Origin of the sequence: Shouchella oshimensis, from assembly GCF_004375095.1 — a bacterium.
GTDB lineage: Bacteria > Bacillota > Bacilli > Bacillales > Bacillaceae_D > Shouchella > Shouchella oshimensis.
The window spans coordinates 806,998-832,119 of record NZ_SNUX01000001.1; the positions used below are offsets into that span (position 1 = coordinate 806,998).

General features: G+C 40.3%; 23 protein-coding genes and 1 other annotated feature. Of the genes, 7 read left to right on the forward strand and 16 right to left on the reverse strand.

Features of this window, described 5'->3' with window-relative positions; translation table 11 throughout:
• Positions 1 to 64: 64 nt before the first annotated feature.
• The 12 genes from E2L03_RS04215 to ezrA form a co-directional block, all read right to left on the reverse strand.
• The gene (locus E2L03_RS04215; RefSeq protein WP_038481943.1) at positions 65 to 1,249 is read right to left on the reverse strand and encodes an acetate kinase; all 1,185 of its coding nucleotides are present in this window, start codon (positions 1,247 to 1,249) and stop codon (positions 65 to 67) included.
• A gap of 178 nt (positions 1,250 to 1,427) precedes the next feature.
• Entirely contained in the window at positions 1,428 to 2,414 is a 987-nt protein-coding gene (locus E2L03_RS04220; RefSeq protein ID WP_055736220.1) for a class I SAM-dependent methyltransferase, read from the reverse strand.
• A 291-nt stretch (positions 2,415 to 2,705) separates the two neighbouring features.
• The gene (gene tpx / locus E2L03_RS04225) at positions 2,706 to 3,206 is read right to left on the reverse strand and encodes a thiol peroxidase (RefSeq protein WP_055736219.1); all 501 of its coding nucleotides are present in this window, start codon (positions 3,204 to 3,206) and stop codon (positions 2,706 to 2,708) included.
• A 118-nt stretch (positions 3,207 to 3,324) separates the two neighbouring features.
• Positions 3,325 to 3,771 (reverse strand): GerW family sporulation protein, encoded by a 447-nt coding sequence (ytfJ, locus tag E2L03_RS04230; protein ID WP_038481952.1) that lies wholly within the window; start codon positions 3,769 to 3,771, stop codon positions 3,325 to 3,327.
• A gap of 15 nt (positions 3,772 to 3,786) precedes the next feature.
• A complete protein-coding gene (locus E2L03_RS04235; protein WP_038481955.1) occupies positions 3,787 to 4,461 on the reverse strand; it encodes a DUF2953 domain-containing protein in 675 nt (224 codons plus the stop codon).
• Positions 4,462 to 4,519: 58 nt separating this feature from the next.
• The gene (locus E2L03_RS04240; protein ID WP_241741910.1) at positions 4,520 to 5,062 is read right to left on the reverse strand and encodes an RDD family protein; all 543 of its coding nucleotides are present in this window, start codon (positions 5,060 to 5,062) and stop codon (positions 4,520 to 4,522) included.
• An 11-nt stretch (positions 5,063 to 5,073) separates the two neighbouring features.
• Complete coding sequence (gene sppA, locus E2L03_RS04245; protein ID WP_051667579.1) at positions 5,074 to 6,036, reverse strand: signal peptide peptidase SppA; 963 nt, start codon at positions 6,034 to 6,036, stop codon at positions 5,074 to 5,076.
• The gene (locus E2L03_RS04250) at positions 6,033 to 7,619 is read right to left on the reverse strand and encodes an amidohydrolase (protein ID WP_134258605.1); all 1,587 of its coding nucleotides are present in this window, start codon (positions 7,617 to 7,619) and stop codon (positions 6,033 to 6,035) included. Before E2L03_RS04250 ends, sppA begins: the two co-directional genes overlap by 4 nt.
• A gap of 96 nt (positions 7,620 to 7,715) precedes the next feature.
• The gene (locus tag E2L03_RS04255; protein ID WP_038481964.1) at positions 7,716 to 7,916 is read right to left on the reverse strand and encodes an alpha/beta-type small acid-soluble spore protein; all 201 of its coding nucleotides are present in this window, start codon (positions 7,914 to 7,916) and stop codon (positions 7,716 to 7,718) included.
• A gap of 76 nt (positions 7,917 to 7,992) precedes the next feature.
• On the reverse strand, positions 7,993 to 9,198 hold the full coding sequence (gene thiI / locus E2L03_RS04260; protein ID WP_134258606.1) for a tRNA uracil 4-sulfurtransferase ThiI: 1,206 nt from the start codon (positions 9,196 to 9,198) through the stop codon (positions 7,993 to 7,995).
• Entirely contained in the window at positions 9,198 to 10,328 is a 1,131-nt protein-coding gene (locus E2L03_RS04265) for a cysteine desulfurase family protein (RefSeq protein ID WP_134258607.1), read from the reverse strand. The genes thiI and E2L03_RS04265 overlap by 1 nt, the downstream gene beginning before the upstream one ends.
• 357 nt (positions 10,329 to 10,685) lie before the next feature.
• Positions 10,686 to 12,413 (reverse strand): septation ring formation regulator EzrA, encoded by a 1,728-nt coding sequence (gene ezrA, locus E2L03_RS04270; protein WP_084167495.1) that lies wholly within the window; start codon positions 12,411 to 12,413, stop codon positions 10,686 to 10,688.
• Positions 12,414 to 12,573: 160 nt separating this feature from the next.
• Here ezrA and hisJ point away from each other — a divergent pair, with 160 nt between their 5' ends.
• Positions 12,574 to 13,368 carry a histidinol-phosphatase HisJ gene (gene hisJ / locus E2L03_RS04275; RefSeq protein ID WP_134258608.1) on the forward strand — a complete coding sequence of 265 codons (795 nt, stop codon included), beginning with the start codon at positions 12,574 to 12,576 and terminating at the stop codon, positions 13,366 to 13,368.
• On the opposite strand, the gene refZ is transcribed toward hisJ, so the two are convergent.
• Complete coding sequence (refZ, locus tag E2L03_RS04280; protein WP_038481976.1) at positions 13,358 to 13,990, reverse strand: forespore capture DNA-binding protein RefZ; 633 nt, start codon at positions 13,988 to 13,990, stop codon at positions 13,358 to 13,360. The genes hisJ and refZ overlap by 11 nt on opposite strands.
• 166 nt (positions 13,991 to 14,156) lie before the next feature.
• On the opposite strand from refZ, the gene E2L03_RS04285 reads away from it, so the two are divergent.
• Positions 14,157 to 14,654 carry a free L-methionine (R)-S-oxide reductase MsrC gene (locus tag E2L03_RS04285; protein ID WP_038481979.1) on the forward strand — a complete coding sequence of 166 codons (498 nt, stop codon included), beginning with the start codon at positions 14,157 to 14,159 and terminating at the stop codon, positions 14,652 to 14,654.
• 211 nt (positions 14,655 to 14,865) lie between these two features.
• Positions 14,866 to 15,468 carry a 30S ribosomal protein S4 gene (gene rpsD, locus E2L03_RS04290; protein WP_035393914.1) on the forward strand — a complete coding sequence of 201 codons (603 nt, stop codon included), beginning with the start codon at positions 14,866 to 14,868 and terminating at the stop codon, positions 15,466 to 15,468.
• Positions 15,469 to 15,535: 67 nt separating this feature from the next.
• Here rpsD and tyrS read toward each other — a convergent pair whose 3' ends face one another.
• Positions 15,536 to 16,780 carry a tyrosine--tRNA ligase gene (gene tyrS, locus E2L03_RS04295; protein WP_055736211.1) on the reverse strand — a complete coding sequence of 415 codons (1,245 nt, stop codon included), beginning with the start codon at positions 16,778 to 16,780 and terminating at the stop codon, positions 15,536 to 15,538.
• 44 nt (positions 16,781 to 16,824) lie between these two features.
• Positions 16,825 to 17,034, reverse strand: a binding site (T-box leader).
• A gap of 104 nt (positions 17,035 to 17,138) precedes the next feature.
• Here tyrS and E2L03_RS04300 point away from each other — a divergent pair.
• Positions 17,139 to 19,628, forward strand: coding sequence for a transglycosylase domain-containing protein (locus E2L03_RS04300; protein ID WP_197196501.1), 2,490 nt, complete (start codon positions 17,139 to 17,141; stop codon positions 19,626 to 19,628).
• Between the two features lie 43 nt (positions 19,629 to 19,671).
• Here E2L03_RS04300 and acsA read toward each other — a convergent pair whose 3' ends face one another.
• Positions 19,672 to 21,381, reverse strand: a complete 1,710-nt coding sequence (gene acsA / locus E2L03_RS04305; protein ID WP_134258609.1) for an acetate--CoA ligase — start codon at positions 21,379 to 21,381, stop codon at positions 19,672 to 19,674.
• Between the two features lie 186 nt (positions 21,382 to 21,567).
• On the opposite strand from acsA, the gene E2L03_RS04310 reads away from it, so the two are divergent.
• The 3 genes from E2L03_RS04310 to E2L03_RS04320 are packed head-to-tail and all read left to right on the forward strand — an operon-like array spanning position 21,568 to position 24,064.
• Complete coding sequence (locus tag E2L03_RS04310; RefSeq protein WP_055736210.1) at positions 21,568 to 22,200, forward strand: GNAT family N-acetyltransferase; 633 nt, start codon at positions 21,568 to 21,570, stop codon at positions 22,198 to 22,200.
• A gap of 47 nt (positions 22,201 to 22,247) precedes the next feature.
• Complete coding sequence (locus tag E2L03_RS04315) at positions 22,248 to 22,901, forward strand: acetoin utilization AcuB family protein (protein ID WP_038481993.1); 654 nt, start codon at positions 22,248 to 22,250, stop codon at positions 22,899 to 22,901.
• Complete coding sequence (locus E2L03_RS04320; RefSeq protein ID WP_134258610.1) at positions 22,898 to 24,064, forward strand: acetoin utilization protein AcuC; 1,167 nt, start codon at positions 22,898 to 22,900, stop codon at positions 24,062 to 24,064. Before E2L03_RS04315 ends, E2L03_RS04320 begins: the two co-directional genes overlap by 4 nt.
• Before the next feature lie 26 nt (positions 24,065 to 24,090).
• Here E2L03_RS04320 and ccpA read toward each other — a convergent pair whose 3' ends face one another.
• Complete coding sequence (gene ccpA / locus E2L03_RS04325) at positions 24,091 to 25,089, reverse strand: catabolite control protein A (protein ID WP_095150527.1); 999 nt, start codon at positions 25,087 to 25,089, stop codon at positions 24,091 to 24,093.
• Between the last annotated feature and the right edge of the window lie 33 nt (positions 25,090 to 25,122).

Genomic DNA, 25,122 nt, shown 5'->3' on the forward strand with positions numbered 1-25,122 from the left:
AAATAAAAAAAGCTATCCCCATTAGGTTTAGCAACACAACCTAATGGGAAAGCCTTTTTTCTTATTACGTTAATCGAACAGTATCACGAGCAATCATAACTTCTTCATTTGTAGGAACAATCAAGACTTTTACTTTTGAATCCGCAGTTTGTAAGAACGTCTCTTTTCCACGTACATTATTTTTGGACAAATCGACTTCGATTCCCATGAATTCTAAACCTTTTAGAACACGTTCGCGAACAACGGTACTATTTTCACCGATTCCCGCTGTGAAAATAAGAACGTCAATGCCGCCCATACGTGTTGCGTAAGAACCAACATAATCCTGAATCCTTGAAGTAAAGACATCAAGAGCTACCTTTGCACGCTCATTACCCTTTGCTTCTTCACTTTCAATATCTCGTAAATCACTTGAAAAACCTGTAAGACCAAGTAGTCCACTTTCCTTGTTTAACGTAGAAATCACTTCTGCCACCGTTTGATTTGTCTTATCCATAATAAACGGAATAAGAGCCGGATCAATATCACCAGAACGTGTGCCCATTGTTACGCCTGCAAGGGGGGTAAAACCCATTGACGTGTCAATTGATTTACCACCATCAATAGCTGCAATACTTGCTCCATTTCCTAAGTGACAAGAAACCATTTTTAAGTTTTCAAGTGGCTCACCAAGCATTTCAGCAGCTCGCTCAGACACATACTTATGAGAGGTGCCATGGAATCCATATTTACGAATACCGTACTCTGTATAGTATTCATATGGAAGGCTGTACAAGTATGCGTGTTCTGGCATCGTTTGATGGAAAGCCGTATCGAATACTGCAACTGCCGGTACATTTGGAAGCACTTCTTTAAAGGCTTTTATTCCTGTAATATTTGCTGGGTTGTGAAGTGGAGCTAACTCCGACACTTCTATGATCCCTGCCAAAACATCGTCTGATATAAGAACTGAATCATTAAATTTCTCGCCGCCATGAACAACACGGTGACCAATCCCCTCAATATCATCTAGAGAGGAAATGATATTCAAGCTTGTTAGTTTATCAAGTAATATTTTCACAGCTTCGGAATGATCCGCAATATCTGCTGTGGTTTCGTGCTTTTCTCCATTTTTCTCGATTGCAAAAACAGAGTCTTTCAATCCAATTCGCTCAACAAGACCTTTTGTAATAATTGTCTCTTCCGGCATTGAGAGTAGTTGAAACTTTAGGGATGAGCTCCCTGCATTAATTGCCATAATCGTAGCCATAATTTTTACTGCACTCCTTTAGTCTAAAGCCATCTCTACCATTTAAGCATTCTCCATACGTCATTTCAAGCGGACAAAATCGGTTAAGCGCATACATGGAAATAATTAAAATTTACTGTGAATTCGCATAGTTTTTTTACAAAAAAAAGGTACCATGCTCACATGATACCTAGCGCTCTTAGCGACCAAGTTGCTCCTTAAACCACTTATTAATACTACTCATCATTTCCTGCATCGCAGTTACGTTCGAAAACGATGGTAGCTCTGCAAGAAGGGCTTGCTGTGGCTTCTTCATTTTTTCCGCTTTCTTTTGAATCATTAAGATGCTTTTTTGCTGTTGCTTATTGGAAAACATTGACGCTGGTAACTGCAGTAAGCCTAAAACCACCGCGTGCTCTTTTAAATAAGCATGAAGTTTGTCGGCTTGGTCACTTTCAAAAATAAAATTTGGTACGAGTAACAAGCCAAAACCTCCTGGTTGAAGAGCACGAATACCTTGTTCAATCATTAAATGATGAATATACGAATGCCCTGATTCCGCTTTTAGATCATAGGTACGTGCGATATCATCTTTTGGATAATAACCTACAGGCAAATCTGCTACGACAAGATGAACATCAGGCATGTTGACAAGCAAACTATCTTGGTGAAACAGCTGTATTTCATGCTGTTGCAAATTAGCACTTGCAAAAGCGTTCTTTAACAACGTCTCATCCACTTCAAAGCCATAGGCCTTATCAATTCGACCTTCTGCATGGTTGCAAATTGAGAAAAGCAAGTTTCCAGATCCAACCGCTAAATCGAGGACATCCCCTTTTGAATCTGTCTTCTGTAGCTTATTCACCAAATAGCTCATGAACAAGCTAACTGCATCAGGGGTCATGGAATGATTAGGCTGAACAACCCCTTTCATTCCTTTCATTACAGCAAGTTGAAATGCTTTTCGAACGTCTTCTTTCGTAAACGTCATAGAACTTACTCGCTCCATTAACGGAAGAAGCTGTTCCTTACGTTCACTAGCAAGGTCTTGAATAATGGCTTGTTCAAATAAATTGTCTCCTGCTTCTGCTAACGCGTCTAAATAGGTTACATCCAGTACGTGCTCTAGTACCTTAGCAGATTCGTCTAAATACTCATATAGCGCTGTTACATTGGTTTGTTCCATACAACGTTCACCCTTTTGTTCTCATTTTCACATTTAGCAAATGAAAAAGCGCTATCGACGGCAAATGTTCTTGGACAACGCTTTAGCTTTTTTCACATAGATCGCTCTTATGTTTCTAAGCTGCCGTTCTCCTACCATGATCACCGTCGAATGCGCTCCGCCACTCTAGTTCTTACGTTTCAATCTAGTCAATTAGATGTACTTCCATGATGGAGATCTTCCATTTTCTATCTCTATTCATGTGTTTATGTTTATCTGACTACTATGAACGTTTTTAAGACACGTTACCCTTTATGACCGATCTTTTATTGCTGTTAATGCTGCATCATAGTCTGGATGCTCACTCACTTCGTTCACATATTGCGCATAAATCACTTCGTCTTCTTCATTTACGACGAATACAGAGCGTGCTAGTAAACGCAACTCATCAATTAACACACCATACGCTTGGCCAAAATCAACCTCTTTATGGTCAGATAATGTTTTCACTTCATCAATTCCTTCTGCAGCACACCATCTTCTTTGAGCAAAAGGTAAATCGACACTAATTGTTAATACAACCGTATTATTTAAAGTTGCTGCTTCTTCATTGAAACGGCGGGTTTGCGCATCACACACACCTGTATCAATAGAAGGAATAACACTTATTAGCTTTACTTTTCCTTTAAAATCAGCTAGAGTCACTTCCGTTAAATCATTTGCTAGCACACGGAAGTCAGGTGCCTTATCACCAACTTGTACTTGTTTACCTACTAATGTAACTGGCTTTTGCTTAAACGTTACTTGCGTCATATGTAATCCACTCCTTTATCTTCTTATCATACCGTCTCTTCCTTGATTAATGCAAAAATGACGCACCTCACTAGTAAGTAAAAAAGCATAAAGACAGAGGTCTTTACACTTTTATTGGTTATACAATTGGATCTTCATAAGGGTCATCATCGTGTGAAGCGTGATGGTTGTCATGATGGACATGTCCGTCGTGCTTCATAAGATGTTGAATTTTTTCAAATGCTTGAGGCGCTAAGTCTAATAAGCGTTCGTATAAGTGAGTTGAACTGTCAAGGTGTACCATATTAACGCCTTTGTGATTCACTACAAGAAAAGCGATAGGCGTAATAGACACGCCACCTCCACTCCCTCCGCCAAAAGGATGCCCTTGTTCAGCATAAGTTTGCGAATGCTCTGTGTAAAACTCACTTCCTCCAGCAGCAAAGCCAAAACCCACTTTAGACACAGGCATAATAACACTGCCATCAGGTGTTTCGACTGGATCACCGACAATGGTGTTGACGTCTGCCATCGCTTTAATGTTTTCCATAGCAGTTTTCATTAAACCTTGAATAGGATGTTCCATTTCATGTATGCTCCTTTATGAATGAAAATAACGTTCACCACTTGAAGCTGGTTTAAAACGCTTTTCAATTTTTTTGTAACTGATTACTAACAACAGCAATGTAGTTATAGCGTGCCACAATGTAAAGGTGACTATGCACGATACAAACATGCGATAGCCCTTTACTTGAAAATGTGGCGTTACTTCTAGTCTTTTTTCACCTTTCCAATTTACTTTCGCTTGGATCCATCCTATACAAAATGATTTTATCGTCCAGATTAGTCCAGCTAGCTGTGCAGTTATCGCAGCATCTCCTGTTCCGAACTCTGTTTTCCATGTCACATGTTTGCATGTAACTTTTGCTAAAAAACGATACACCCTTTGTTTTAGTTTCGGAAAATGAGCCGCAAATCGTTTTGCCGTTTTGACATAGTTTTTAAGACTTTCTATTCCCCACTTTTTGTTCTTTTTCTTATCTTTAAAGAGCGATTCTTCTTTTTCTTCGGCTGTGACCGTTTGGGTTAAAGTATTTACATGAATGACAGGCACTTCCAGTTTATATACTTTCAAGCCTAAAAAAGATACGGACAGGGTTAGCAAATCATCTTCCTGATGATGAGCATAGCGGATATGTATTTTAATTGGTATGAATAACATAATTAGTAAAATGACAAGTAGAATGATCAATGGGAGTACAATCCATACAAGCATAAAAATACCTCCTTCTCTTTACTATGCTCAACTAAATAAAAAAAAACCAGCTAATCATTTAGCTGGTTTCATCAATATGGACAACATACGTTTCAGCAAATAAGTCATGTATGCCTTGTTTTTTTGGTGTACATGCGACAACAAGGTAAGCAAGCCCATTAAGATTTCCTAACAGAGGGGCATGTTGTAAAAAACGTCCTACCCCTTCTCGGAAAAACAATTGACTCCATGTTAAATTTGCACCATTCGTTGAGATGACGCGAATGCCAAAAATCATCTTTCCTAACGTTTGTTGAAAATAGCGGGTCATTAAAGCAAAGTAAAGAAAGAAAACAATAGCGTAAAGAACACTAGGTAGCAAGAAGACTGTCGCAAAAAATCCCCACCGTGAATCTCCGTCTGCAATAAGCGGAACCCATGTACTAACAAGCACACCATTTAAGCCTGCAACAATTAACAAATCAACTATAAATGCCCAAAATCGCATCCAAAATCCAGCATAACGATAGGTATGGGGATGTGCCTCTTCTACATTGATCTCGGTGGCATCTGCTGTTCTAAGGTGTCGTTTTAATCGTACTGATCCTGTTGTATACTCCATTTGTTCACACCTCATTCATGATTGTACATGTAGTATGGCTTTGGTTGATTAAAATCAATTTTGATCGGGCTATCGTTCCCAAATAATTGCTGCAACGTTAATCCAAATAAGTTTCCGAAATTCAAAAATTCATCGTTTGATACGACTTGATAATTACTTCCTAACTCTTCACGCATAGCGGAAATCGCATCTTCTAACGAGCCTAAGTCATCGACTAGTCCTTCTTCTAACGCCTGTCGTCCCGTATAAATACGGCCGTCACCAAGTTCACGTACACGGTCTTCTTCCATATCGCGACCTTGAGCAATGACATCTACAAATTCATCATAGTACTCATCGACAATCGCTTGAATGATTTCATCTTCCTCTTCAAGTGGCTCTCTCGTTGGAGATAGAATATCTTTATAAGGACCACTTTTGTATACTTGCTCTTCTATTCCAATGTTGTCAAGAAGTTCAGCTACATTATAGGAACTCATAATAACCCCTATGGAGCCTGTTAGTGTTTGTGGGGTTGCAAATATTCGATCGGTTGGTGCAGCTATATAATAGCCTCCTGAAGCAGCCATACCGCCCATAGCAACATACACAGGCTTATCTGTTAATTCTTTCGTTTCGACAATGGCGCGGTGAATTTCTGCAGATTCTAATATACCACCACCAGGTGTGTCTACTGACAAAATAATCCCTTGTACATTACGATCTGTCATTGCCGTATCAAGCTCTGTTAAAAAAGCAGCGTGGTCATAACCACCTGTGTCAAATAAACCAGGCTCTCCTGTATCAATAATTGGACCAGTCACATCAAGTAACGCGATCTGTCCACTAGGATCACCATCACTTATAATCGTTTGGTCAGACCCTCCAAGAACTGGTGCTGAATATGTATTAAATGCCACTGAAATGGTCGTAATCAGTGTAAACAATAGCACAAAGGCGCTAATTCCTAATGCAATCCATCTTCTTGCTTTCATTCTGTTACTCCTCCTTTTTCATAAACCGTATACCCATTTACAATCGTTTCCAAAACCCTCGCTTGGCTAAATGCCTCTTCTCCACCTCTAAATAGGTCTCGATCAAGTATCGTAAGATCTGCGTCATAGCCGATCTTAACTTTTCCTCGTGTAGCTTCTTTTTCAATGGCATAGGCGCTTCCTGTCGTAAATAACGCTACTGCTTCATAGGGGGTTAATGCTTCCTTAACATTATAAGTACCTTGGTCGTTTTTACGAAAAATTGCTGCATGCATCCCTTTCAAAGGCTCGATTGGTTCTATCGGTGCGTCAGACCCCCCTGCACAATGAATGCCAGTCTCTAGCAGCGTTTTCCATGCAAAAGAAAACGACATTCTCTCTTTTCCAAGCCGTTCTTCTACCCAAGGAAAATCAGACACAACAAAATGTGGCTGCACGTCGATGACGATTGGCAATTTTGCCATACGTTGCACTAAATCCTCTCTCGCTACTTGAACATGAATAAGTCGATCACGCTGATTTACTGTTTCATTTTGTTCAATGGCTGTTAACGCTAACTCCAATGCTTGATCGCCAATAACGTGAATCGCTACCGCTAACTGTCGTTTCCTTGCTTGGTAAACCAAATCGTAAAGAGCAGTCTGATTATGAATTAACAATCCAGATGTACTCGGATCATCTTCATAAGGTTCACTTAAAGCGGCTGTTCTGCCACCAAGAGCACCATCTGCAAAAATCTTTAAAGCGCCAAACTCTACATAGGGGCTTAATGCTTGTTGTTGTGTATAAGGTGATGCGTCATATGCAGAAAGTTCTTCATGATGAATGAGTAAATGAGCACGGAACGGCTTTTTTTCATTCACAACTTCTTGGTAGATGTCTACTGTTTCAGCAAGACCGTTGTAATAATGAAGATCTTCACTATGACCTCCTGTTAGCCCTTTTGCATGGCAATCATTAATAGCCGTCTGAAGCGCTTTTTTTACCGACGCTTTTGACAGAGGGGGCATGACAGCTTGGACGTACTGTATAGCGGCATCATGCAAAATGCCATTAGGGTTTCCATGTTCATCGCGTTCAATTTTCCCACCTTTCGGGTCAGGTGTAAACCGATCAATTCCGGCTAAATCAAGAACGTTTTGATTGACAATTGCTGCATGACGACAAATACGCATAACAAATATAGGCTGGTTTATGCTAATCTTGTTTAAATCAGTCACTGTTAATAACGCATGATCTGGATCATTGTGCTCGTTCCAACCTAACGCTTCGATCCATTCCCCATCCTGCACAGATTGTGCTTCCAATTTCGCTAACGCGTCTTTCTTAGTAGACTGTGATAAATCCAATCGCAGTAGCTTTTGTCCGTGAGCAATTAAATGAAGATGACTATCTACGAAACCAGGATAAATAAAAGCGCCATTTAGATTTCTCGCTCTCGAAGCTTGCCTAGACCATTTTTCCAATAAGCGCTTCGATGAACCACAATCGACAATTTTTCCTTCTTCTATGTAAAGTGCCTCTAACTGCTCCCCTTCTAATTCCATCGTATAAATGACTGCGTTATAAAGAAGTGTTCCCATGCTCCCCCTCCTTTTTGTACTAAGTATAGCATTAGACATCAAATGAGAACATGAAAAAGGAGCAGGGAAACCCTGCTCCTAGCCATGAATATGAAATTATTTTTGATATCCACCCATTTGTTGTTCAGCTTGAGCTACTAGACGTTTAGTGATTTCACCACCTACAGATCCGTTAGCACGAGCAGTTGTATCAGGACCAAGGTTTACTCCGAATTCGCTAGCGATTTCGTATTTCATTTGATCAAGAGCTTGTTGTACACCAGGTACTACTAAGTTGTTTGAGTTTGAGTTTGCCATGTTGTTTCACCTCCTTCGGTACTTCTAGAATGTGCGAAAGAGGAAATAACATACATAGAAAATCACTGGAAATTTTTTAAAATAACGATTCAACGGAAGAACTGCCTTCAAAAGCGTTGATATGAACTGTCTCAACCCTATTTAAGGCGTCTTCACATTTTTTTTCAATCTCCACATATTGCTCAAATTTTAAGGCGCCTTCTCGTTTTGGCTTCGTCTTGGAGTCTGTTGGTAAGAAAATGGTACAACAATCTTCGTATGGCAAGATGGATGTTTCATATGTCCCAATTCGTTTTGCATAGGCAATCGTTGTTTCCTTATCAATCGCGATTAACGGTCGAATAACAGGCAACGTCGTAACTTCATTAATCGTATTCATACTCTGCAACGTTTGCGAAGCCACTTGTCCGAGACTTTCTCCATTCGAAATCGCTAAAATACCGTTGTTCTTAGCAAATGCATCTGCAATTCGTAACATCATTCTGCGCATAATCGTCATCTCATAATTAGAGGGAACCTCTTTATGAATATGGGTTTGAATCTCTGTAAATGGAACAAGGTGCACCTTAATGCTTGTCCCGTATTTTGTTAGTTCCTTTGTTAAATCAAGAACCTTTTGTTTAGCTCGTTCGTTCGTATATGGTGGGCTATGAAAGTGAAGCATTTCGATCTGGGCGCCACGTCCCATTAACATATGGGCCGCAACAGGCGAATCAATTCCTCCAGACAACATGTGCAACACTTTTCCACTTGCTCCGACTGGAAGCCCCTTCGCTGCTTCTATTGCACCACCTGTTATATACGTGCCTGCATCACGCACATCAATGGATAGCTCAAGTTCAGGATGATGAACATCTACTTTTATGGATCCATCCAAAGAACGTAAGATGTGTCCTCCGATTAAATGGTTAAGTTGTTGAGATTGAATCGGAAATCCTTTATTCGCCCGTCTAGCTGAGACTTTAAACGTTTTAACATTCGGATGAAGTTTTTCAATAAAAAAAAGAGCACCTTCTTTTATTGCATCTACGTCATTCTCCACCTGCATGGCTAAACTAAAAGAATAAATACCGAAAACGTTTTTTAATGCTTCTTGAATGGGTGTTTCGTCCGCACCGTGTAAGTGAACAATGATTCTCCCTTGAATTCGTTTTGCCGTTACACCTGGAAACGGCTTTAATACTTTACGTATATTAGCAAGGAGAAGCTTTTCAAAATGACTCCGATTTTTTCCTTTTAATGCTAGTTCTCCGTAACGTACTACAATGTGATCGATATTCATTATGTTACCTCCTGAAGTTTTGGAACGAGTCGTTTTAGTGCCTCTATACAAGTGGTGACCTCTTTTTCCGTTGTTAAAAAAGACATACTAATTCGTATTGCCGTTTCTGCACGCTCACGATCATGTCCTGCACCTAGTAAAATCCGGCTTGGCGCACCTGTTTTGGTTGAACATGCTGATTGAGTTGAAACGTATATTTTTTCTTGAGACAGAGATTGTACCAGTACTTCTGCTTTAATCTTTGATATAGAGATATTACAAATGTGTGGCGCACTAGTGTCGATAGCTGAATTGATGAACACCCCTGGTAGTTGCTCCAGTTCGTGTACCAATAGATTTCGCAGTGACAAAAGACGTCCTTGCTCTTTCTCCGCAACCGTTGCTCCCATTTCGAGGGCTTTTGCAAAACATGCAATTCCTGCTACATGTTCTGAACCTGGCCGAAGGGATTGTTCTTGACCACCGCCATGTAGGAGAGACTTAACTAGAGATAGGTTTTTCACATACAACAACCCTGTTCCATTTGTTCCATGAATTTTATGAGAAGATAACGTCATTAAATCTATTTTTGCTAGCGAACCAATCGATACTTTTAACAAACTTTGCACAGCATCAACATGGAACTGTATTCTCGGATAAGCTGATAGCATCTCCGCTAGTTCCTGAATGGGCTGGATCGTTCCTAATTCTCCTTGCACATGACCGATGCTAACAAGCACTGTGTTTTTCTTGATAGCTCCTTTCACTTGCTCCACCGTTACTCTCCCAAAAGCATCGCCTTGAAGATAGGTCACTTCATGACCGACCTCTTCTAAATGTCGAATTGTTTCGTACACAGAAGCGTGCTCAACGGTGGTCGTAATAATATGTGCAGCCTTTTCTTTTGTCACAATGCCTTTTATGGCGAAAACATTTGCTTCTGTACCGCCACTTGTAAAGATTAGCTGTTCTTTTTGACAAGACAGAAAGTGTGCTATTTTCTTTCTTGCGTGGTTCAATATCTGCTCCGCTTCCATTCCTAATGAATGTAGGGATGAGGGATTTCCAAAATACTGCGAAGAAATCGTTGTATATAATGTTAAGACCTCTGGATAAGGTTTTGTTGTTGCACTATTGTCAAGATAAATCATATAACGAACTCCTTTAACCTATAAACACTGTACAATCACAGCTAATCTTAGCATAGATACGTTGTTTGTGCAGACAAAAAAAGAGGCTGGGACATAACGAAAAGTAGTATTTGAAAAGACGAATAGTCTAAAATATGCTGAGTAGCACCGCTACAGGTGAATCCTTCGCTTTCCGGGGACACGGCCTCAGCCTCCTCCGTGGAAAACCGCCACTCCGAGTCTTCAGACACGTGCTGATCCCCCAGGAGTCTTCGGATTCTCCTTCCGCTAATGTTCATATAAAACAAACGACGAACGTTCCTATTTTCAGGAATGTTCGTCATTTTGGTCTGTCTATCTACTTTTGTCCCAGCCTCTTTAAGCTGAAAGATGTTTTGTCACTTTATTAAGTAAATCTGGCTCATAGCGTTGAACAGCTTCTTGAACAATGGCGAGGGCTTTTTCGTAATCATATTCTAGAAAAGCTTGCTCCGCTTCATCAAGCTCTTTTCGAACAGCATCATCCTGCCCACGATAACGATTACTATATTGAATGGCAAGCTCTGCCATTTGTGCGGTTTCGACCATTTCTTTAATCGCAGCACTGTTTCCTTCAACAACTCTTACGGCATCTTGAACAAGAGCTTCTACCTCTGTCATTTCGAGAGGAAAGGATTCAAGTCCTTCAATTGCTCTATTGATATTTCCTTCTGCTTCATCTAAAGCTTCTAAATAGGTAACAGGAACCCCTGGTAAATTACTTTTATAAAGCAGTCGCTTTGATTCAAGCACTAGTTCGCGCAATTGACTAACTGTCTCTTGTGCTTGTATTTCGTCTTTTCGCAGTCTTTTTAAACGGTCAATGCTTTCTTCAATTCCACTAGAAAGCTCTTCCATTTGCTTTCGCCATTCTTCAGTCATTTCAAAAATAGAAGAAAACGATTGTTTACGATTTTCGAATACATCCATAATAAGCGTGAGCTGGCTCTGTACATTTCGCAAGTTTTTTTGCAACGTTTGTTGGAGCTGAATTTCCTCCTCTGCAATCATATAGCTTTTTTCCACTTGCGTTGTTTCATCAATAAGCTGTTTCATATTTTGATAGGCTTTTTCCACTTGAGCTTTTAAAGCAGGAACTTGCGCTAACAGTTTGCTTTTGTAATTTGCTTCCTTTTCAAGAGTTTCGTACATCTCATCAATTTCTGTTTGAAGTGATTCAAGTGCTGATGCCGCTTCATCCACATTTAATTCTTTTAATGCTATGTACGCCTGATCAATCTCTTCTTTTTGCATGGAGATTTTTGATCCAAAAGAGAATGTTTCAAGATGATAACCGTCTTCTTCCATTTCTTTAATGCCTAACTGTAAGTTTGATAGTTCACCAGGAAGTGTAGAGCGGACTTGCATAAGAAGGTGAGGGATGCGCTCCATCTTCTCATTTAAAATATAGAGAGAATCTTTAATTTGCAAAAGCTGCTTTCTTGCTTGCAGATAACTTCCATTTTGTGTCGACTCTTCAAAAGCAAGTAACGCTTGTTTAGCATGACTCATCTCTTCATCGAGGGCTTTAATGGATTCCCCAAACGAGCCTCGTTTCTTTAACAATTCAGCAGAGAGCGTTTGGTATAGCTCCTTTATTACAGCGATTTCACTGCGATTCTTTTCTTCTGCAGAAACGAGCTTATCAATGTCTTCTACCATTAAATCGAGCTGCTGTTCAACAGAAAGAAGTCGATTTTCAACCCATTTCAGCTGATCTTTCGCCTTCGTGATTCTGTATTTACCAGCTAATTCTTCAACTTCAATAAGTTGCTCTTCAACGCTAGGTAAAATAGACTCGAGAATTTCGTCCCAATCTTTTCGCCAGCTTTCAAATTTCTGTTCAGTTTCTCCAGACATTTTCAGCTTTTTCACTTTTGAAATTTCCTCTGAAATATTCCGATTAAGTATTTGATTTTTTCGATTATCTAATTCATCGACTGATTTATGTATTGTTCGCCTAATTAACATTCCAGCAACTGTACCAATTACAACCACAATTAATAAGACGACAACGATACCAACAATAATATCCACTGGAGACTCCCTTCCGACAAGCTCTTTCATCCTCTGCTAAATTTCTAGTTTATCCGTTTTCTAATACGTATTATAATATCATGAAAGCGACAGTTTGTGTGTAGATTCAACAGATCACTTCAAGACAATTTTCGCATTACCTAAAACCGATTCAATTGTTATTCACAGACTAAGGAGGTTTTTAATAGAAATGGTAGATGGTCACGTCCACACACCTTATTGTCCGCATGGATCGGCAGACGCAATGGCCTCTTATTGTGAAGAAGCCATCAAACAAGGGATTACTCAGCTTTCATTTACAGAGCACGCCCCTCTTCCCGAGGGTTTTAAAGACCCTACCCCAGCTCAAGACAGTGCGATGCGTTGGGACGATGTTCCTGCTTATTTTGCCACAATAAAACAGTTAAAAAGCGACTACGCCAAATCTTTACGCATACTCGCTGGTTTGGAAGTTGATTATATTGTCGGTTTTGAAAAAGAAACGACTGCTATGCTAAATGAGCTTGGACCGTGTTTAGAAGACAGTATTTTATCAGTACACTTCTTACAAACAGCCAACGGTTATCATTGCTTAGACTACAGCGCCGATGGCTTCTGGTCCCTTGCAGAAAAAATTGGAGGTGTGGACGCTTTATATCGTCTTTATTATCAAACTGTGCAATTGTCCATCGATTCTTCACTAGGCTCTTTTAAGCCAAAACGGATTGGGCATATGACACTTTGTAGAAAATATCAACTACGCTACCCAGCCAGTCAGTCTTTTACAACAGAGTGGATGCGCATATTAAAAGAAGTTCGAGCGCAAAATCTAGAATTGGATTATAACGGTGCAGGCGTCATAAAGCCTGACTGTCAAGAAACGTATCCACCTCTTTTTATGGCGAAGAAGGCTAGAGAGATGGGCATTCCGCTTATTTACGGATCAGATGCCCACACTGTATCCGGTTTAAAAAGCGGATATGATGCTTTGCTTCCTAACTTCTAACTAAATGAAGTCGTTTAACATCCTTTGTTTCTAATAACGATCGCATCCACTGCTCGGCATGTGTCACGTATCGTCTCATAAACAGATGGTCATCTGGCGCAACTAAAAACAGTTCTTTTAAATATTGCGGAGATGAAAAAGGTAGTGTTAACATATTTCGTAAATGAAGAACAGTTAAATCAATTGGTACTCGTTTCATTTGCTTTGCACTAAGATGAACCTGAATAACTTGCTCTAGAAGAAATTGCTCTTTTCTCAAATACGTACTCATCACTTCACGTACGAGTGTAGAGTCCATTGTCATTTCACGATGCGCCATCCGTGCAAGTAAATGGCACGATTGTTGATACGTAAAGACTCGTTTAAATAATTGGGATAATACTTGATGTAAGTCGCCATCTGATGTGCGCATAGCTTCTTCTATAGAATGAATGTAGCCTTCGAAAAATTCAATGAGTAGCGTTTCAAATAAGACGTGTTTCCCACCAAAGTAATAAGAAATTAAAGCAGAATTAACCGAAGCTTCCTTGGCAATATCTCGGACAGATGTACCATGATAACCATTCGTATAAAAGAGCCGCGTTGCAGCAAGCTTAATAGAATCTTTTGTTTGATCACTCATTTGGATCCCCTCCGATAAGAGTCGATTGCGCACGATCTTTTCACTTACTTCTGTATTCGACTTGCTCTTACAAGCTCCTGTTAAAGAATCCAATTCTAGACCAAATATTTTTAGACAAATACCGAGATAAAAAGGCGATTATTGTATCATAAAAGGAGAATCTGTCATGTTTTCAACAAGCTCATATTCAAATGATAAACAAGAAGCATATGAATTGCTTCTAAAACAAGCAAAAGCGCTACTAGAGGATGAACCAAGCACGATAGCAAATTATGCGAATGCAAGTGCTTTGCTTGGTCAATTTTTAACGGATATTAACTGGGTTGGCTTTTACGTATTAAATAAAAACGAACTTGTTTTAGGTCCTTTTCAAGGATTACCTGCTTGTACGCGCATAGCTATTGGAAAAGGGGTTTGTGGTACGGCGGTCTCTGAGAATAAAACGATGAGGGTTGCAGATGTTCACACCTTCCCTGGTCATATTGCCTGTGATGCAGCTTCAAATTCGGAACTAGTTGTTCCAGTGCGGTATGATGGAAAGGTCATTGCTGTGTTGGATATCGATAGTCCACTAAAAAATCGCTTTACGGAGGAAGATCAGCACTATTTAGAGCAATTCGTTGCAACAATAGAGCCCTATTTAAAAGCAAACCTTGACTTTTAAGCAAATGTTAAGTATGATTATTCGGTGTGAAAGACAGCCGAGACAAGCTGTTGTTTGTTTTATTCCATTCCTCGCGGCTGCAAGGTATGAGGTGCACTGTGTAACTTCTAGCTGTCGAAGCGAAGGTGCATGAAAATGGAATAACTTACATTCAGAGATTGTCAGACAGGTTGTTATTTTGCAAATCAAAATAACAAGGAGGAGACTACTTATGTCTCGTTATACAGGTCCATCTTGGAAATTATCTCGTCGTCTTGGTGTTTCACTAAGCGGCACTGGAAAAGAACTTGCGAAGCGTCCTTACGCTCCAGGTCAACACGGTCCAAACCAACGTAAAAAACTTTCTGAATATGCGCTTCAGCTTCAAGAAAAGCAGAAGCTTCGTCATATGTACGGCGTTAATGAGCGTCAATTCGTTCGTATCTTTAATGATGCTGGCAAAATGTCTGGTATCCACGGCGAAAACTTCATGATTCTTCTTGAGTCTCGTTTAGACAATCTTGTTTACCGTTTAGGTCTTGCTCGCACACGTCGTGCAGCTCGTCAACTTGTTAACCACGGTCACGTAATGGTAGATGGCTCTCGTGTAGATATCCCATCTTACCGCGTAAAGCCTGGTCAAGCGATCTCTCTTCGTGAGCGTTCTCGCAACCTTACTGCAGTGAAAGAGTCTTTAGAAGTAAATGACTTCACTCCAGCATATGTATCATTTGACGAAGAAAAGCTTGAAGGAACGTACACGCGTCTTCCTGAGCGTTCTGAACTTCCTGCTGAAATCACAGAAGCACTTATCGTTGAGTGGTATTCTCGTTAATAAGCACGTAAAAAACGTCTGCCTGATAAAGGTAGACGTTTTTTTTTGCTTGCATCGCCGCAAGTCCTTATACTAAACGTAATTTCGCGAATTTCCGCTTTCCAACTTGCACAATCATATCGTTTTCCACTGTTACGATCGTCTTTATATCATCTTGCTTTTCTTCATTAATCTTGACGCCGCCACCTTGAATCATGCGTCGGGCTTCCCCTTTTGAGTTTTGAAGTTTCAACTCAACAAGTAAATCAATGATGGATACGTCCGTATCTCCAGTCCAATCTACAACAGGTAGATCCGTTGGTAACGTTCGTTTTTGAAAGACTGTCTCAAAATATTGTTGCGCTTCTTTTGCTGCTTCTTCACCATGGTACATTTCAACTAACTTACGACCGAGGCGCATTTTCGCATCACGAGGATGAACAGAACCATCTTTTAACCCTGCTTCAATGGCTTCTACTTCTTCCATCGGTACATCTGTTGCAAGCTTAAAGTATTTCGCCATTAACTCATCTGGAATGGACATAGATTTACCAAAAATTTCATTTGGGGCTTCATCAATACCAATATAGTTATTTAATGACTTAGACATTTTACGAACACCGTCTAACCCTTCAATTAGAGGAAGTGTCATCATGACTTGCTTTTCTTTACCGTACGCATCTTGTAACTGTCTGCCCATCAAGAGATTAAACGTCTGATCTGTACCACCCACTTCAATATCTGTATCCATTGCCACAGAATCATATCCTTGCATAAGTGGGTAGAAAAATTCATGAACAGAAATCGCTTGACCAGACTTATAACGTTTATTAAAGTCTTCTCGCTCTAACATACGGGCAACTGTCATTTGGCCAGCTAAATTTAATACATCTTCAAACTTCAATTCTGATAACCAGTGGGAATTATACAGAATTTCGGTTTTATTCATATCTAAAATTTTGCCGTATTGCTCTACATAGGTTTGTGCGTTTTGTTTTACTTGCTCGTCTGTTAACACTTTACGTGTTTCTGATTTTCCAGTTGGATCTCCAATCTTTCCTGTGAAATCACCAATGAGCAATTGAATATGATGACCATATTCCTGAAACTGACGGAGCTTTTGAAGCACAACGGTATGACCAATATGCACGTCAGGCGCAGATGGATCCATTCCTAATTTGATGTTAAGGGGCTTACCTGTGCGCACACTTTTTTCAATTTTTTTGCGAAAGGCTTCTTCTGGCACAATTTCTACAACCCCACGCATTAGCGTTTCAACTTGCTCATTTACTCGATTTATTTGTTCAGCAGTTAACTGATTTTCTTCTGACATCTCTCTTCCTCCTCTATTTTTGAACACAAAAAAAGCTCCTCCCAAAAAGGGACGAACATTCGTCGCGGTACCACCCTTGTTGAAGGCAGAATAAGCCTTCCACTCTAACGATAACGGTTTTCCCGTCTTTGTGCTAAACACAAAGAAAGCTCCCAGCTGTAATTCTGCTTATGACGCGTGCTAGCTTTCACCGTCCGCTAACTCTCTACTGTCTACAACATCATAGGCATACTTCGGCTTTTCAACGCTTGTATACTAAATATAAACTTAGTTTTATCATACCTCGTTTTTAAAGTCAACAGAACGTGTATGCCCGTATTCTCATTTATGGTATACTCACCTTTATAGGGGGGAAACAATGAAATCTTTTCTATTACATGTAAGAAAATCCTTTGAGCAAGTGAATCAAAAGCTTGCCGACATTCATTTTTTTCGTAAGGTAGGCATCACCTACCAAGTACTTTGGAATTTACTACTTGTTGCACTTATTGTCGGGTTTTTACTCGTTCTTTTAGCTGGTGGGACAGCTGCCGGTTATTTTGCATCTCTTGTCCATGATGAGCAGTCTTACTCAGAAGAAGAATTACGTACCCATGTAGGGTCTTTAACAGAAACGAGTGAAATCTATTTAGCTAATGACGTCTATTTAGGAAAAATACGAAGTGATGTTGAGCGAGACATTGTGACACTAGATGACATAGCAGATGAAGTAAAATGGGCAATTGTTGCAACAGAAGATGAACATTTTTACGAGCACGAAGGCATTGTTCCAAAAGCTCTGCTTCGCGCAACGATGCAAGAAATCGCCAATTCATCTGTTCAAACAGGTGGAAGTACACTTACCCAGCAATTAATTAAACAACAAGTCCTTTCTAACGAGGTGTCGTTTGATCGGAAAGCAACTGAAATTATGCTTGCCATGCGCCTAGAACATTTCATGTCAAAAGACGAAATCTTAGAAGCTTACTTAAATGTGGTTCCATTTGGACGAAATGCTTCAGGTCGAAATGTAGAAGGCATACAAGCGGCTTCAATGGGCATTTTTGGCGTAGCTGCGTCTGAGTTAAATTTAGCTCAATCAGCCTATTTGGCTGGGATGCCACAAAGCCCATTCGGCTACACACCGTTTACGGGTGATGCGGACTTGAAAGATGAAGATGGCTTACGTCCAGGATTTAATCGCTTTCGCACAGTTCTTAATCGTATGTATGAGAGTGGGTACATTGACCAAGAGCAGCGTGATGAAGCCCTTGACTACGACCTTGCCGCTGATTTTATCGAGTATGCTCCAGATCCAATGGCCAGACACCCCAGACTAACATCTGAAATTCTCCAGCGTGCAACAGAAGTATTGCTTACAATAGAGAAAGAGTCTTTTGAAGGTTGGGATCAGCTTAGTGCTAGCGCACAAAGTTTAGAGGAAGAGGAAATGCGCGGGATTGTGCAAAATCGAATTGAAAACGGCGGATACAAAATTACTACAACCATTGATGAAGAATTATATAGCGTAATGAATGATGCTGCTAGCCATTCTGATTATTATTTCGGTCCGAATAATGGCAATGGGGACTCAGAAGAAGTCGGTGCCGTTTTAATTGATAACCGTACAGGAGCGATACTTAGTTTCGTTGGTGGAAGGGAAGAAAATTTAGATAATCAGTTAAATTATACGACTCGTTTACGTTCACCTGGTTCAACGATTAAGCCAATCCTACCTTTTGCCGGTGCTTTGGAAGCAGGCGTGACCCAGCCAGGGCTTGTCATTCCAGATACACCGACTAATCGTAGAGTAGATGGAGAACCAATTGACAACTGGGATAATAGTCATGATGGGAATATTACGCTACGTGAATCTTTAAAGCGTTCCCGCAACGTACCTGCTGTTAAAGCATGGTGGCACGTACCAGAGGAATTAAAACAGCAGTTAATTGAATCATCAGGTGTTACCAGCATGTCAACTGTTGAATCAGCGGCAATTGGCGGTGGAGGCGCAACGGTAGAACAAATTGTCTCTGCATACTCTGCCTTTGCGAACGATGGAAAACGGCCTGAAGCATACATGATTGAGAAAATTGAAACATACGATGGGGAAATTGTGTACGAACACGAAAAGAAAGAATTCGACTACATTAGCCCACAATCAAATTACTTACTCGTCGATATGATGCGGGATGTTGTTAATACTAGTGGCGGAACAGCTAGTCGAGTTCCAGGTTTACTAAATTTTAGCGCCGACTGGGCAGGTAAAACAGGTACATCTAATGAGAATATTGATTCATGGTTTGTTGCGTCAAACCCCTATGTCTCCCTTGGAGTTTGGAACGGGTATACAGGCAGCAAACAATCACCATTGTTAGAGCGCTACAACGGAATGGGTACTGGTGAGCGTACGCAAAATATATGGGCCAACATTGCCAATGCAGCGTATAGTGTGAAACCAAGCCTGATGACGGCTGAAGGAACGAGATTTCAGCGACCAAGTGGGCTAACCGAGCGCCGAGTATGCGGATTAACAGGCGGTTCTTCAAACGCCATTTGTGACGAAGAAGATTTAGTTACAACGGATCTTTATAATAACAATCTATTGTCTCGAATCGATGGCTTGTCACCTTTCCAAAGTGAATTAAAAAGCACGGTTCAAAAGCAACTGGATGAATTACGCAAACAAGAAAGAGACGAACGTCGTGAAGATAATGATGATGAAGACTCTGATGACGAAGAAGAAGACGAAGAGAACGATCGTGCTGATGAAGAGGAAGACGATGAAAATGAAGACTCTGATGATGAAGACACAGACGAGGTAACAACAGACGAAGACGACGATTCAAACGATGATGATGAAGAATAAACAAGTAAGCAAAAACCATCCAACTAGTTGGATGGTTTTTTGATTAATCTTCCATTGTCGATAGATCACCAGTTGGTAAATCAAGTTCCCATGCTTTTAAAACACGACGCATAATTTTACCACTGCGCGTCTTAGGTAAAGAAGAACGGAACTCCATTTCCCTCGGTGCCGCATGGGCGGCTAAACCATTTTTCACAAACTGACGAATTTCTTCTTTTAAATCATCTGTTACTTCATAACCATCACGTAATGCGATGAATGCTTTAATGATCTCACCACGGACAGGGTCTGGTTTACCAATTACTCCCGCTTCAGCAACTGCTGGATGTTCCACAAGTTTGCTTTCAACTTCAAATGGACCAACACGTTCACCTGCTGTCATAATGACATCGTCAATTCTTCCTTGGAACCAGAAATAACCATCTTCATCCATATAAGCGGAATCTCCAGAAATGTACCAACCTGCTACTTCAAAATAACTCTTAAACTTTGGTTCGTTATTCCAAATTGAGCGCATCATGGATGGCCAGCCGGCTTTAATGGCTAAATTCCCCATTCGATTTGGAGGTAGTTCATTTCCTCGATCATCAACAATGGCCGCATAAACACCTGGAATAGGTTTCCCCATTGAACCTGGACGAATTTCCATTGCTGGATAGTTGCAAATCATTTGAGCGCCTGTTTCTGTCATCCACCATGTATCGTGGATACGAAGATCGAAGACATTTTTCCCCCAACGGACAACCTCTGGATTGAGAGGCTCGCCAACACTTAGTACATGGCGTAATGAAGAAAGATCGTATTTCTTCACAAGTTCATCCCCTGCACTCATAAGCATTCTAAATGCAGTAGGTGCACTATACCAAACGGTTACATGATAACGTTGAATCGTCTCATACCAATCATCAGGAGAAAAACGTCCGCCGCGAACGACATTCGTGACTCCAGCAAGCCAAGGACCAAAAATTCCGTAGGATGTACCTGTTACCCAACCTGGGTCCGCTGTACACCAATAAATATCATCATCCTTTAAGTCAAGAACGATCTTAGCTGTATGATAATGTTGAACCATTGCTTCATGAACATGTAAAACACCTTTTGGTTTTCCTGTTGAACCAGATGTGTAATGAAGAATAAGTCCGTTTTCTTTATCCACCCATTCTACTTCTAATTCATCAGAAGCTTCGTCTAACCGTTTATTGAATTGAAGAAACGCGCCGTTATCTTCATAATTTTTATCCTCAACAAGAACCGTTTCAAGCTGCGGTAAATCGTTAAACGGCACACGCTCTAGTAATGTAGGCGTTGTTACAAGTACTTTAGCGCCACTGTCTTCAAGGCGATCCTTAACAGCTCCCTCCATAAACGCTTCAAATAGTGGTCCTACAATCGCACCTAATTTGACTGCACCAAGAAGCGCAAAATAAAGCTCAGGAGATCTTGGCATAAAGATAAATACACGGTCTCCTTTTTCTACACCCGCTTCTTTCAATACATTTGCAGCTTTATTAGAATAGGCTTTTAACTCTTTAAATGTATAGCGTTCATCTCGACGTGCGTCACTATAGTAAAGCGCGATTTGATCCGCTTTCCCGTTTTCAACGTGGCGATCAATGGCTTCATAGGCTATATTCATTTTTCCTGTTTCATTCCAAGAGAATGCTTGTTTTACTTGATCCCAATTAAATTGTTCTTTTGCTTCTTCGTAATTTTTTAAGTTATATTGTCCAGTAACAACAGGAAGCGCTTTCATAATAGCTTCACACCTCTCCTTCTCTAATTGAGTTTATTATATACAAGAAACGTCTCGATTTCAATTGATTCATCTTAATAACTTTCAGAAGTGCTCGTCAATTTCTTGTCCTTTAATGATATGAAAAGACGTTAGACTTGATCTGTAGTATACTAGGTTTGAAGAATGTTTAATTGAGGTGAAGCTATGGACCATCCAAAAAAGTTTGTTAGAGAACCTTTCTCTTTTCAGTCGAAAACGCTTTATTTAGAAGGCCCATTACAACCAAATGAAATTGAAGCATTAGACTATCATGAAGCACTCGTTTCTTTCCGCCCTGCTGAAGCGCAAAAAAAAGCGCTAATCGAAATAGCTGAACTTCCCGAAGGAAGAATTAATGTCATTCGTGACGATCAGAAAATTGTCGGTTACGTCACCTTCGTTTATCCTGACCCACTTGAGCGCTGGTCAGAAGGGAAAATGGAAAACCTAATTGAACTTGGTGCGATTGAAATTGCACCTGAATATCGCGCAAATGGTTTAGGAAAACAGTTGCTCCAGTTATCAATGAAAGACCCTGCAATGGAAAACTATATTATTATAACAACAGAGTACTATTGGCACTGGGATTTAAAAGGAAGCGGTCTCGATGTTTGGGAATATCGCAAAGTAATGGAAAAAATGATGAATGCAGGCGGACTCATTTGGTTTGCTACAGATGATCCAGAAATTAGTTCACATCCTGCCAATTGTTTAATGGCACGTATTGGTGCGAATATTGATCAAGCATCTATGGAACAGTTTGATCAGCTTCGTTTTGTTAACCGCTTTATGTATTAACGAACGAGAGGAGGTTACGCTTTGCTTAGTAAGCAGGGTAAAAACAAATGAAACTACAACTTATTATGCGTACAAACGTTTATACACTTTCTCCAACCGATTCAATACAAGACGCTATTGATTTAATGGAGCAGAAATCCATTCGTCATATTCCCATTGTAGACGAGGATGAAAAACTCGTCGGTATCGTATCTGATCGAGATATACGCGATAGTAGACCTTCTATCCTTATGCCATTAAATGAAAAAGACCTTTTTTTGAAACCGATTTCATCTATAATGGCATATCCTGTTTTAACAGCACATGAAGACGACGATGTACAAGAAACAGCTAAGATATTCTATCAACATCGGATTGGCTGCTTACCAATAACCGCTAATGAACGCTTGGTAGGAATTATTTCAGAGTCAGATATTCTGTCCAGCTTGACAGCACTCCTTGGTGCAGACCGCCCAACGTCTGTGATTGAAGTATGTGTGCAAAATTATCCTGGAATGCTTGCAGATGTGGCAACGATTTTCAAAGATGTTGGTGTGAACATTGTTAGTGCTGTGGCGTACCCAAGTCAAAAAGCAAACTACCATATGCTTTCTTTTCGTGTTCAAACGATTGATCCAAGAAAAGTTATTCAGAAGCTTGCCGACAGTGGCTATGACGTATACGGACCATCCCTCCCATCCATTGGAGGTGAACGTTCATGACGAAAGAGCGTTCTGCTTTTATTTATGGGGCAGATGCGTATCCATACAAGTTTAGTGATACACATCCATTTCATCCTCTTAGGCTTCAACTGACCCACTCTTTACTTGAGTCAATAGGTGCTTTAAAAGGCGTAGACATCATTTCACCAGAGCGGGCAACTGATGAGCAGTTAGCCTATATTCATGATACTAACTTTATTGAAGCTGTTAAAGAAGGCGGAAAAGGATCACTTGATACAGTTAAAGCTCAAACATTTGGATTAGGAACCGAAGACACGCCTGTATTTCCTCATATGCATGAAGCATCTTCTTATTTAGTCGGAGGGACGATTGCTGCCTGTGACGCAGTATTACGAGATGGATACGAGCATGCATTCCATCTTGGAGGAGGCTTACATCACGGCTTTAGAGGACGAGCATCTGGTTTTTGTGTCTACAATGATTCTTCTATTGCCATTGAATATATGCGGCGTAAATACGGCGCTCGCGTACTATATGTTGATACAGACGCCCATCATGGAGATGGTGTTCAATGGGCTTTTTATGAAGACTCTGATGTCTGTACACTAAGTATTCACGAGACTGGGCGTTATTTATTTCCAGGAACAGGGCATGTGACAGAGAAAGGGTCTGGAGAAGGCTACGGTTATTCCATTAATATTCCGCTAGATGCTTTCACAGAAGATGACTCCTTTCTTTATGCTTACCGCAAAGCACTAAAAGAGGCCGTAACATTTTTTCGTCCGGATATCATTTTAACGCAAAATGGAGCAGATGCGCATTATTATGATCCATTGTCTCACCTCCACCTCTCTATTCAATCATTTCGTGAAATTCCAACCATTGTGCATGAGTTGGCTCATGAATATTGTGATGGTCGCTGGGTAGCAATTGGCGGGGGTGGCTATGACAAGTGGCGCGTGGTTCCGAGAGCTTGGTCTTACATTTGGCTAGCAATGACTGATCAGCTTCACCTGGCTAAAGAACGTATTCCAGCATCTTGGTTACAGCAGTGGCAAAAAGAAGCGGCGGAGATCCTTCCTGCTACTTGGTCAGATCCATCATTTCCGGTTATCCCACGTAAAACCGAAATTACTGAAAAAAACCGACTTACTGTTGATAAAGCTCTTTACCATATTCGACGTGAACAAGAAAAAAAATGATTGGCCGGAGCCAATCATTTTTTTCTTTATTTTGTTGAATCTCTGCTTTCAATACGATGAGGCAATGTAACAGTTGACTCTGAAACTTCTTCTTTGTTCATCAATTTCGTTAACAGACGCATGGATACAGCCCCTATATCATACAAAGGCTGAACAACCGTTGATAGTGTAGGGCGAACCATTGTCGCTAAACGTGTGTTATCAAACCCAACTACTTCATAATCTTCAGGAACGTGCAACCCTTTATCTTGAATACCGTGAATAACTCCGAGTGCCATTTCGTCATTTGAAGCAAAAATGGCTGTAGGCTTTTTCTCAAGTTCTACAAAAGAATCCATTGCTTCAATGCCTGAATCGTATGAGTAATCACCAATAACAATTAAATCCTCATCAAATTCAATCTGATTCTTCTCTAGCGCATTTCGATAGCCAGCAAATTTTTGGTAGCCGTTAATTGGATCTTCCAGTGATCCACTTAACATACCGATGCGCTCATGACCTTTATCAATTAAAAATTGAATAACGTCTTCTGCCGCTTTCGTGTAGTCAATATTAACAGATGGGAATGACTTCTCGCTGTCTAACGTTGCAGCTAACACAACTGGTACTGGTGACCGTTTAAATTGTTCTGCATGTTCATCTGTAATCTCTCCACCCATAAACACAATACCATCCACTTGCTTCTCAAGTAATGTGTTGATAAGATGAATTTCTTTATCTTTATTTTGATCAGAGTTACATAAAATAATATTATATTTGTACATCGTGGCGATATCTTCAATACCACGTGCTAGTTCTGAAAAGAAAATACTTGAAATATCTGGAATGATCACACCAACTGTTGTTGTACGTTTACTTGCTAATCCTCGTGCTACAGCATTAGGTCGATAGCCTAAACGTTCGATTGCCTCGAGAACTTTCTTTCTTGTTGTTGGTTTTACATTTGGGTTTCCGTTAACAACCCTTGATACGGTTGCCATAGACACGCCTGCTTCTCTTGCTACATCATAAATGGTTGTATTCATATGTTTTACCTGCTAAACTTCAGCAGTTATCCT

What these genes read in the sequence shown, in the direction of transcription:
- E2L03_RS04235 (WP_038481955.1), bottom strand. Translation starts at nt 4,461, where the DNA reads ATGCTTGTATGGATTGTACTCCCATTGATCATTCTACTTGTCATTTTA.
- E2L03_RS04220 (WP_055736220.1), bottom strand. Translation starts at nt 2,414, where the DNA reads ATGGAACAAACCAATGTAACAGCGCTATATGAGTATTTAGACGAATCT.
- ezrA (WP_084167495.1), bottom strand. Translation starts at nt 12,413, where the DNA reads ATGAAAGAGCTTGTCGGAAGGGAGTCTCCAGTGGATATTATTGTTGGT.
- E2L03_RS04215 (WP_038481943.1), bottom strand. Translation starts at nt 1,249, where the DNA reads ATGGCTACGATTATGGCAATTAATGCAGGGAGCTCATCCCTAAAGTTT.
- E2L03_RS04310 (WP_055736210.1), top strand. Translation starts at nt 21,568, where the DNA reads ATGGACCATCCAAAAAAGTTTGTTAGAGAACCTTTCTCTTTTCAGTCG.
- E2L03_RS04320 (WP_134258610.1), top strand. Translation starts at nt 22,898, where the DNA reads ATGACGAAAGAGCGTTCTGCTTTTATTTATGGGGCAGATGCGTATCCA.
- hisJ (WP_134258608.1), top strand. Translation starts at nt 12,574, where the DNA reads ATGGTAGATGGTCACGTCCACACACCTTATTGTCCGCATGGATCGGCA.
- E2L03_RS04315 (WP_038481993.1), top strand. Translation starts at nt 22,248, where the DNA reads ATGAAACTACAACTTATTATGCGTACAAACGTTTATACACTTTCTCCA.
- sppA (WP_051667579.1), bottom strand. Translation starts at nt 6,036, where the DNA reads ATGAAAGCAAGAAGATGGATTGCATTAGGAATTAGCGCCTTTGTGCTA.
- E2L03_RS04300 (WP_197196501.1), top strand. Translation starts at nt 17,139, where the DNA reads ATGAAATCTTTTCTATTACATGTAAGAAAATCCTTTGAGCAAGTGAAT.
- ytfJ (WP_038481952.1), bottom strand. Translation starts at nt 3,771, where the DNA reads ATGGAACATCCTATTCAAGGTTTAATGAAAACTGCTATGGAAAACATT.
- E2L03_RS04240 (WP_241741910.1), bottom strand. Translation starts at nt 5,062, where the DNA reads ATGGAGTATACAACAGGATCAGTACGATTAAAACGACACCTTAGAACA.
- thiI (WP_134258606.1), bottom strand. Translation starts at nt 9,198, where the DNA reads ATGAATATCGATCACATTGTAGTACGTTACGGAGAACTAGCATTAAAA.
- E2L03_RS04265 (WP_134258607.1), bottom strand. Translation starts at nt 10,328, where the DNA reads ATGATTTATCTTGACAATAGTGCAACAACAAAACCTTATCCAGAGGTC.
- acsA (WP_134258609.1), bottom strand. Translation starts at nt 21,381, where the DNA reads ATGAAAGCGCTTCCTGTTGTTACTGGACAATATAACTTAAAAAATTAC.
- rpsD (WP_035393914.1), top strand. Translation starts at nt 14,866, where the DNA reads ATGTCTCGTTATACAGGTCCATCTTGGAAATTATCTCGTCGTCTTGGT.
- tyrS (WP_055736211.1), bottom strand. Translation starts at nt 16,780, where the DNA reads ATGTCAGAAGAAAATCAGTTAACTGCTGAACAAATAAATCGAGTAAAT.
- E2L03_RS04285 (WP_038481979.1), top strand. Translation starts at nt 14,157, where the DNA reads ATGTTTTCAACAAGCTCATATTCAAATGATAAACAAGAAGCATATGAA.
- refZ (WP_038481976.1), bottom strand. Translation starts at nt 13,990, where the DNA reads ATGAGTGATCAAACAAAAGATTCTATTAAGCTTGCTGCAACGCGGCTC.
- tpx (WP_055736219.1), bottom strand. Translation starts at nt 3,206, where the DNA reads ATGACGCAAGTAACGTTTAAGCAAAAGCCAGTTACATTAGTAGGTAAA.
- E2L03_RS04250 (WP_134258605.1), bottom strand. Translation starts at nt 7,619, where the DNA reads ATGGGAACACTTCTTTATAACGCAGTCATTTATACGATGGAATTAGAA.
- E2L03_RS04255 (WP_038481964.1), bottom strand. Translation starts at nt 7,916, where the DNA reads ATGGCAAACTCAAACTCAAACAACTTAGTAGTACCTGGTGTACAACAA.
- ccpA (WP_095150527.1), bottom strand. Translation starts at nt 25,089, where the DNA reads ATGAATACAACCATTTATGATGTAGCAAGAGAAGCAGGCGTGTCTATG.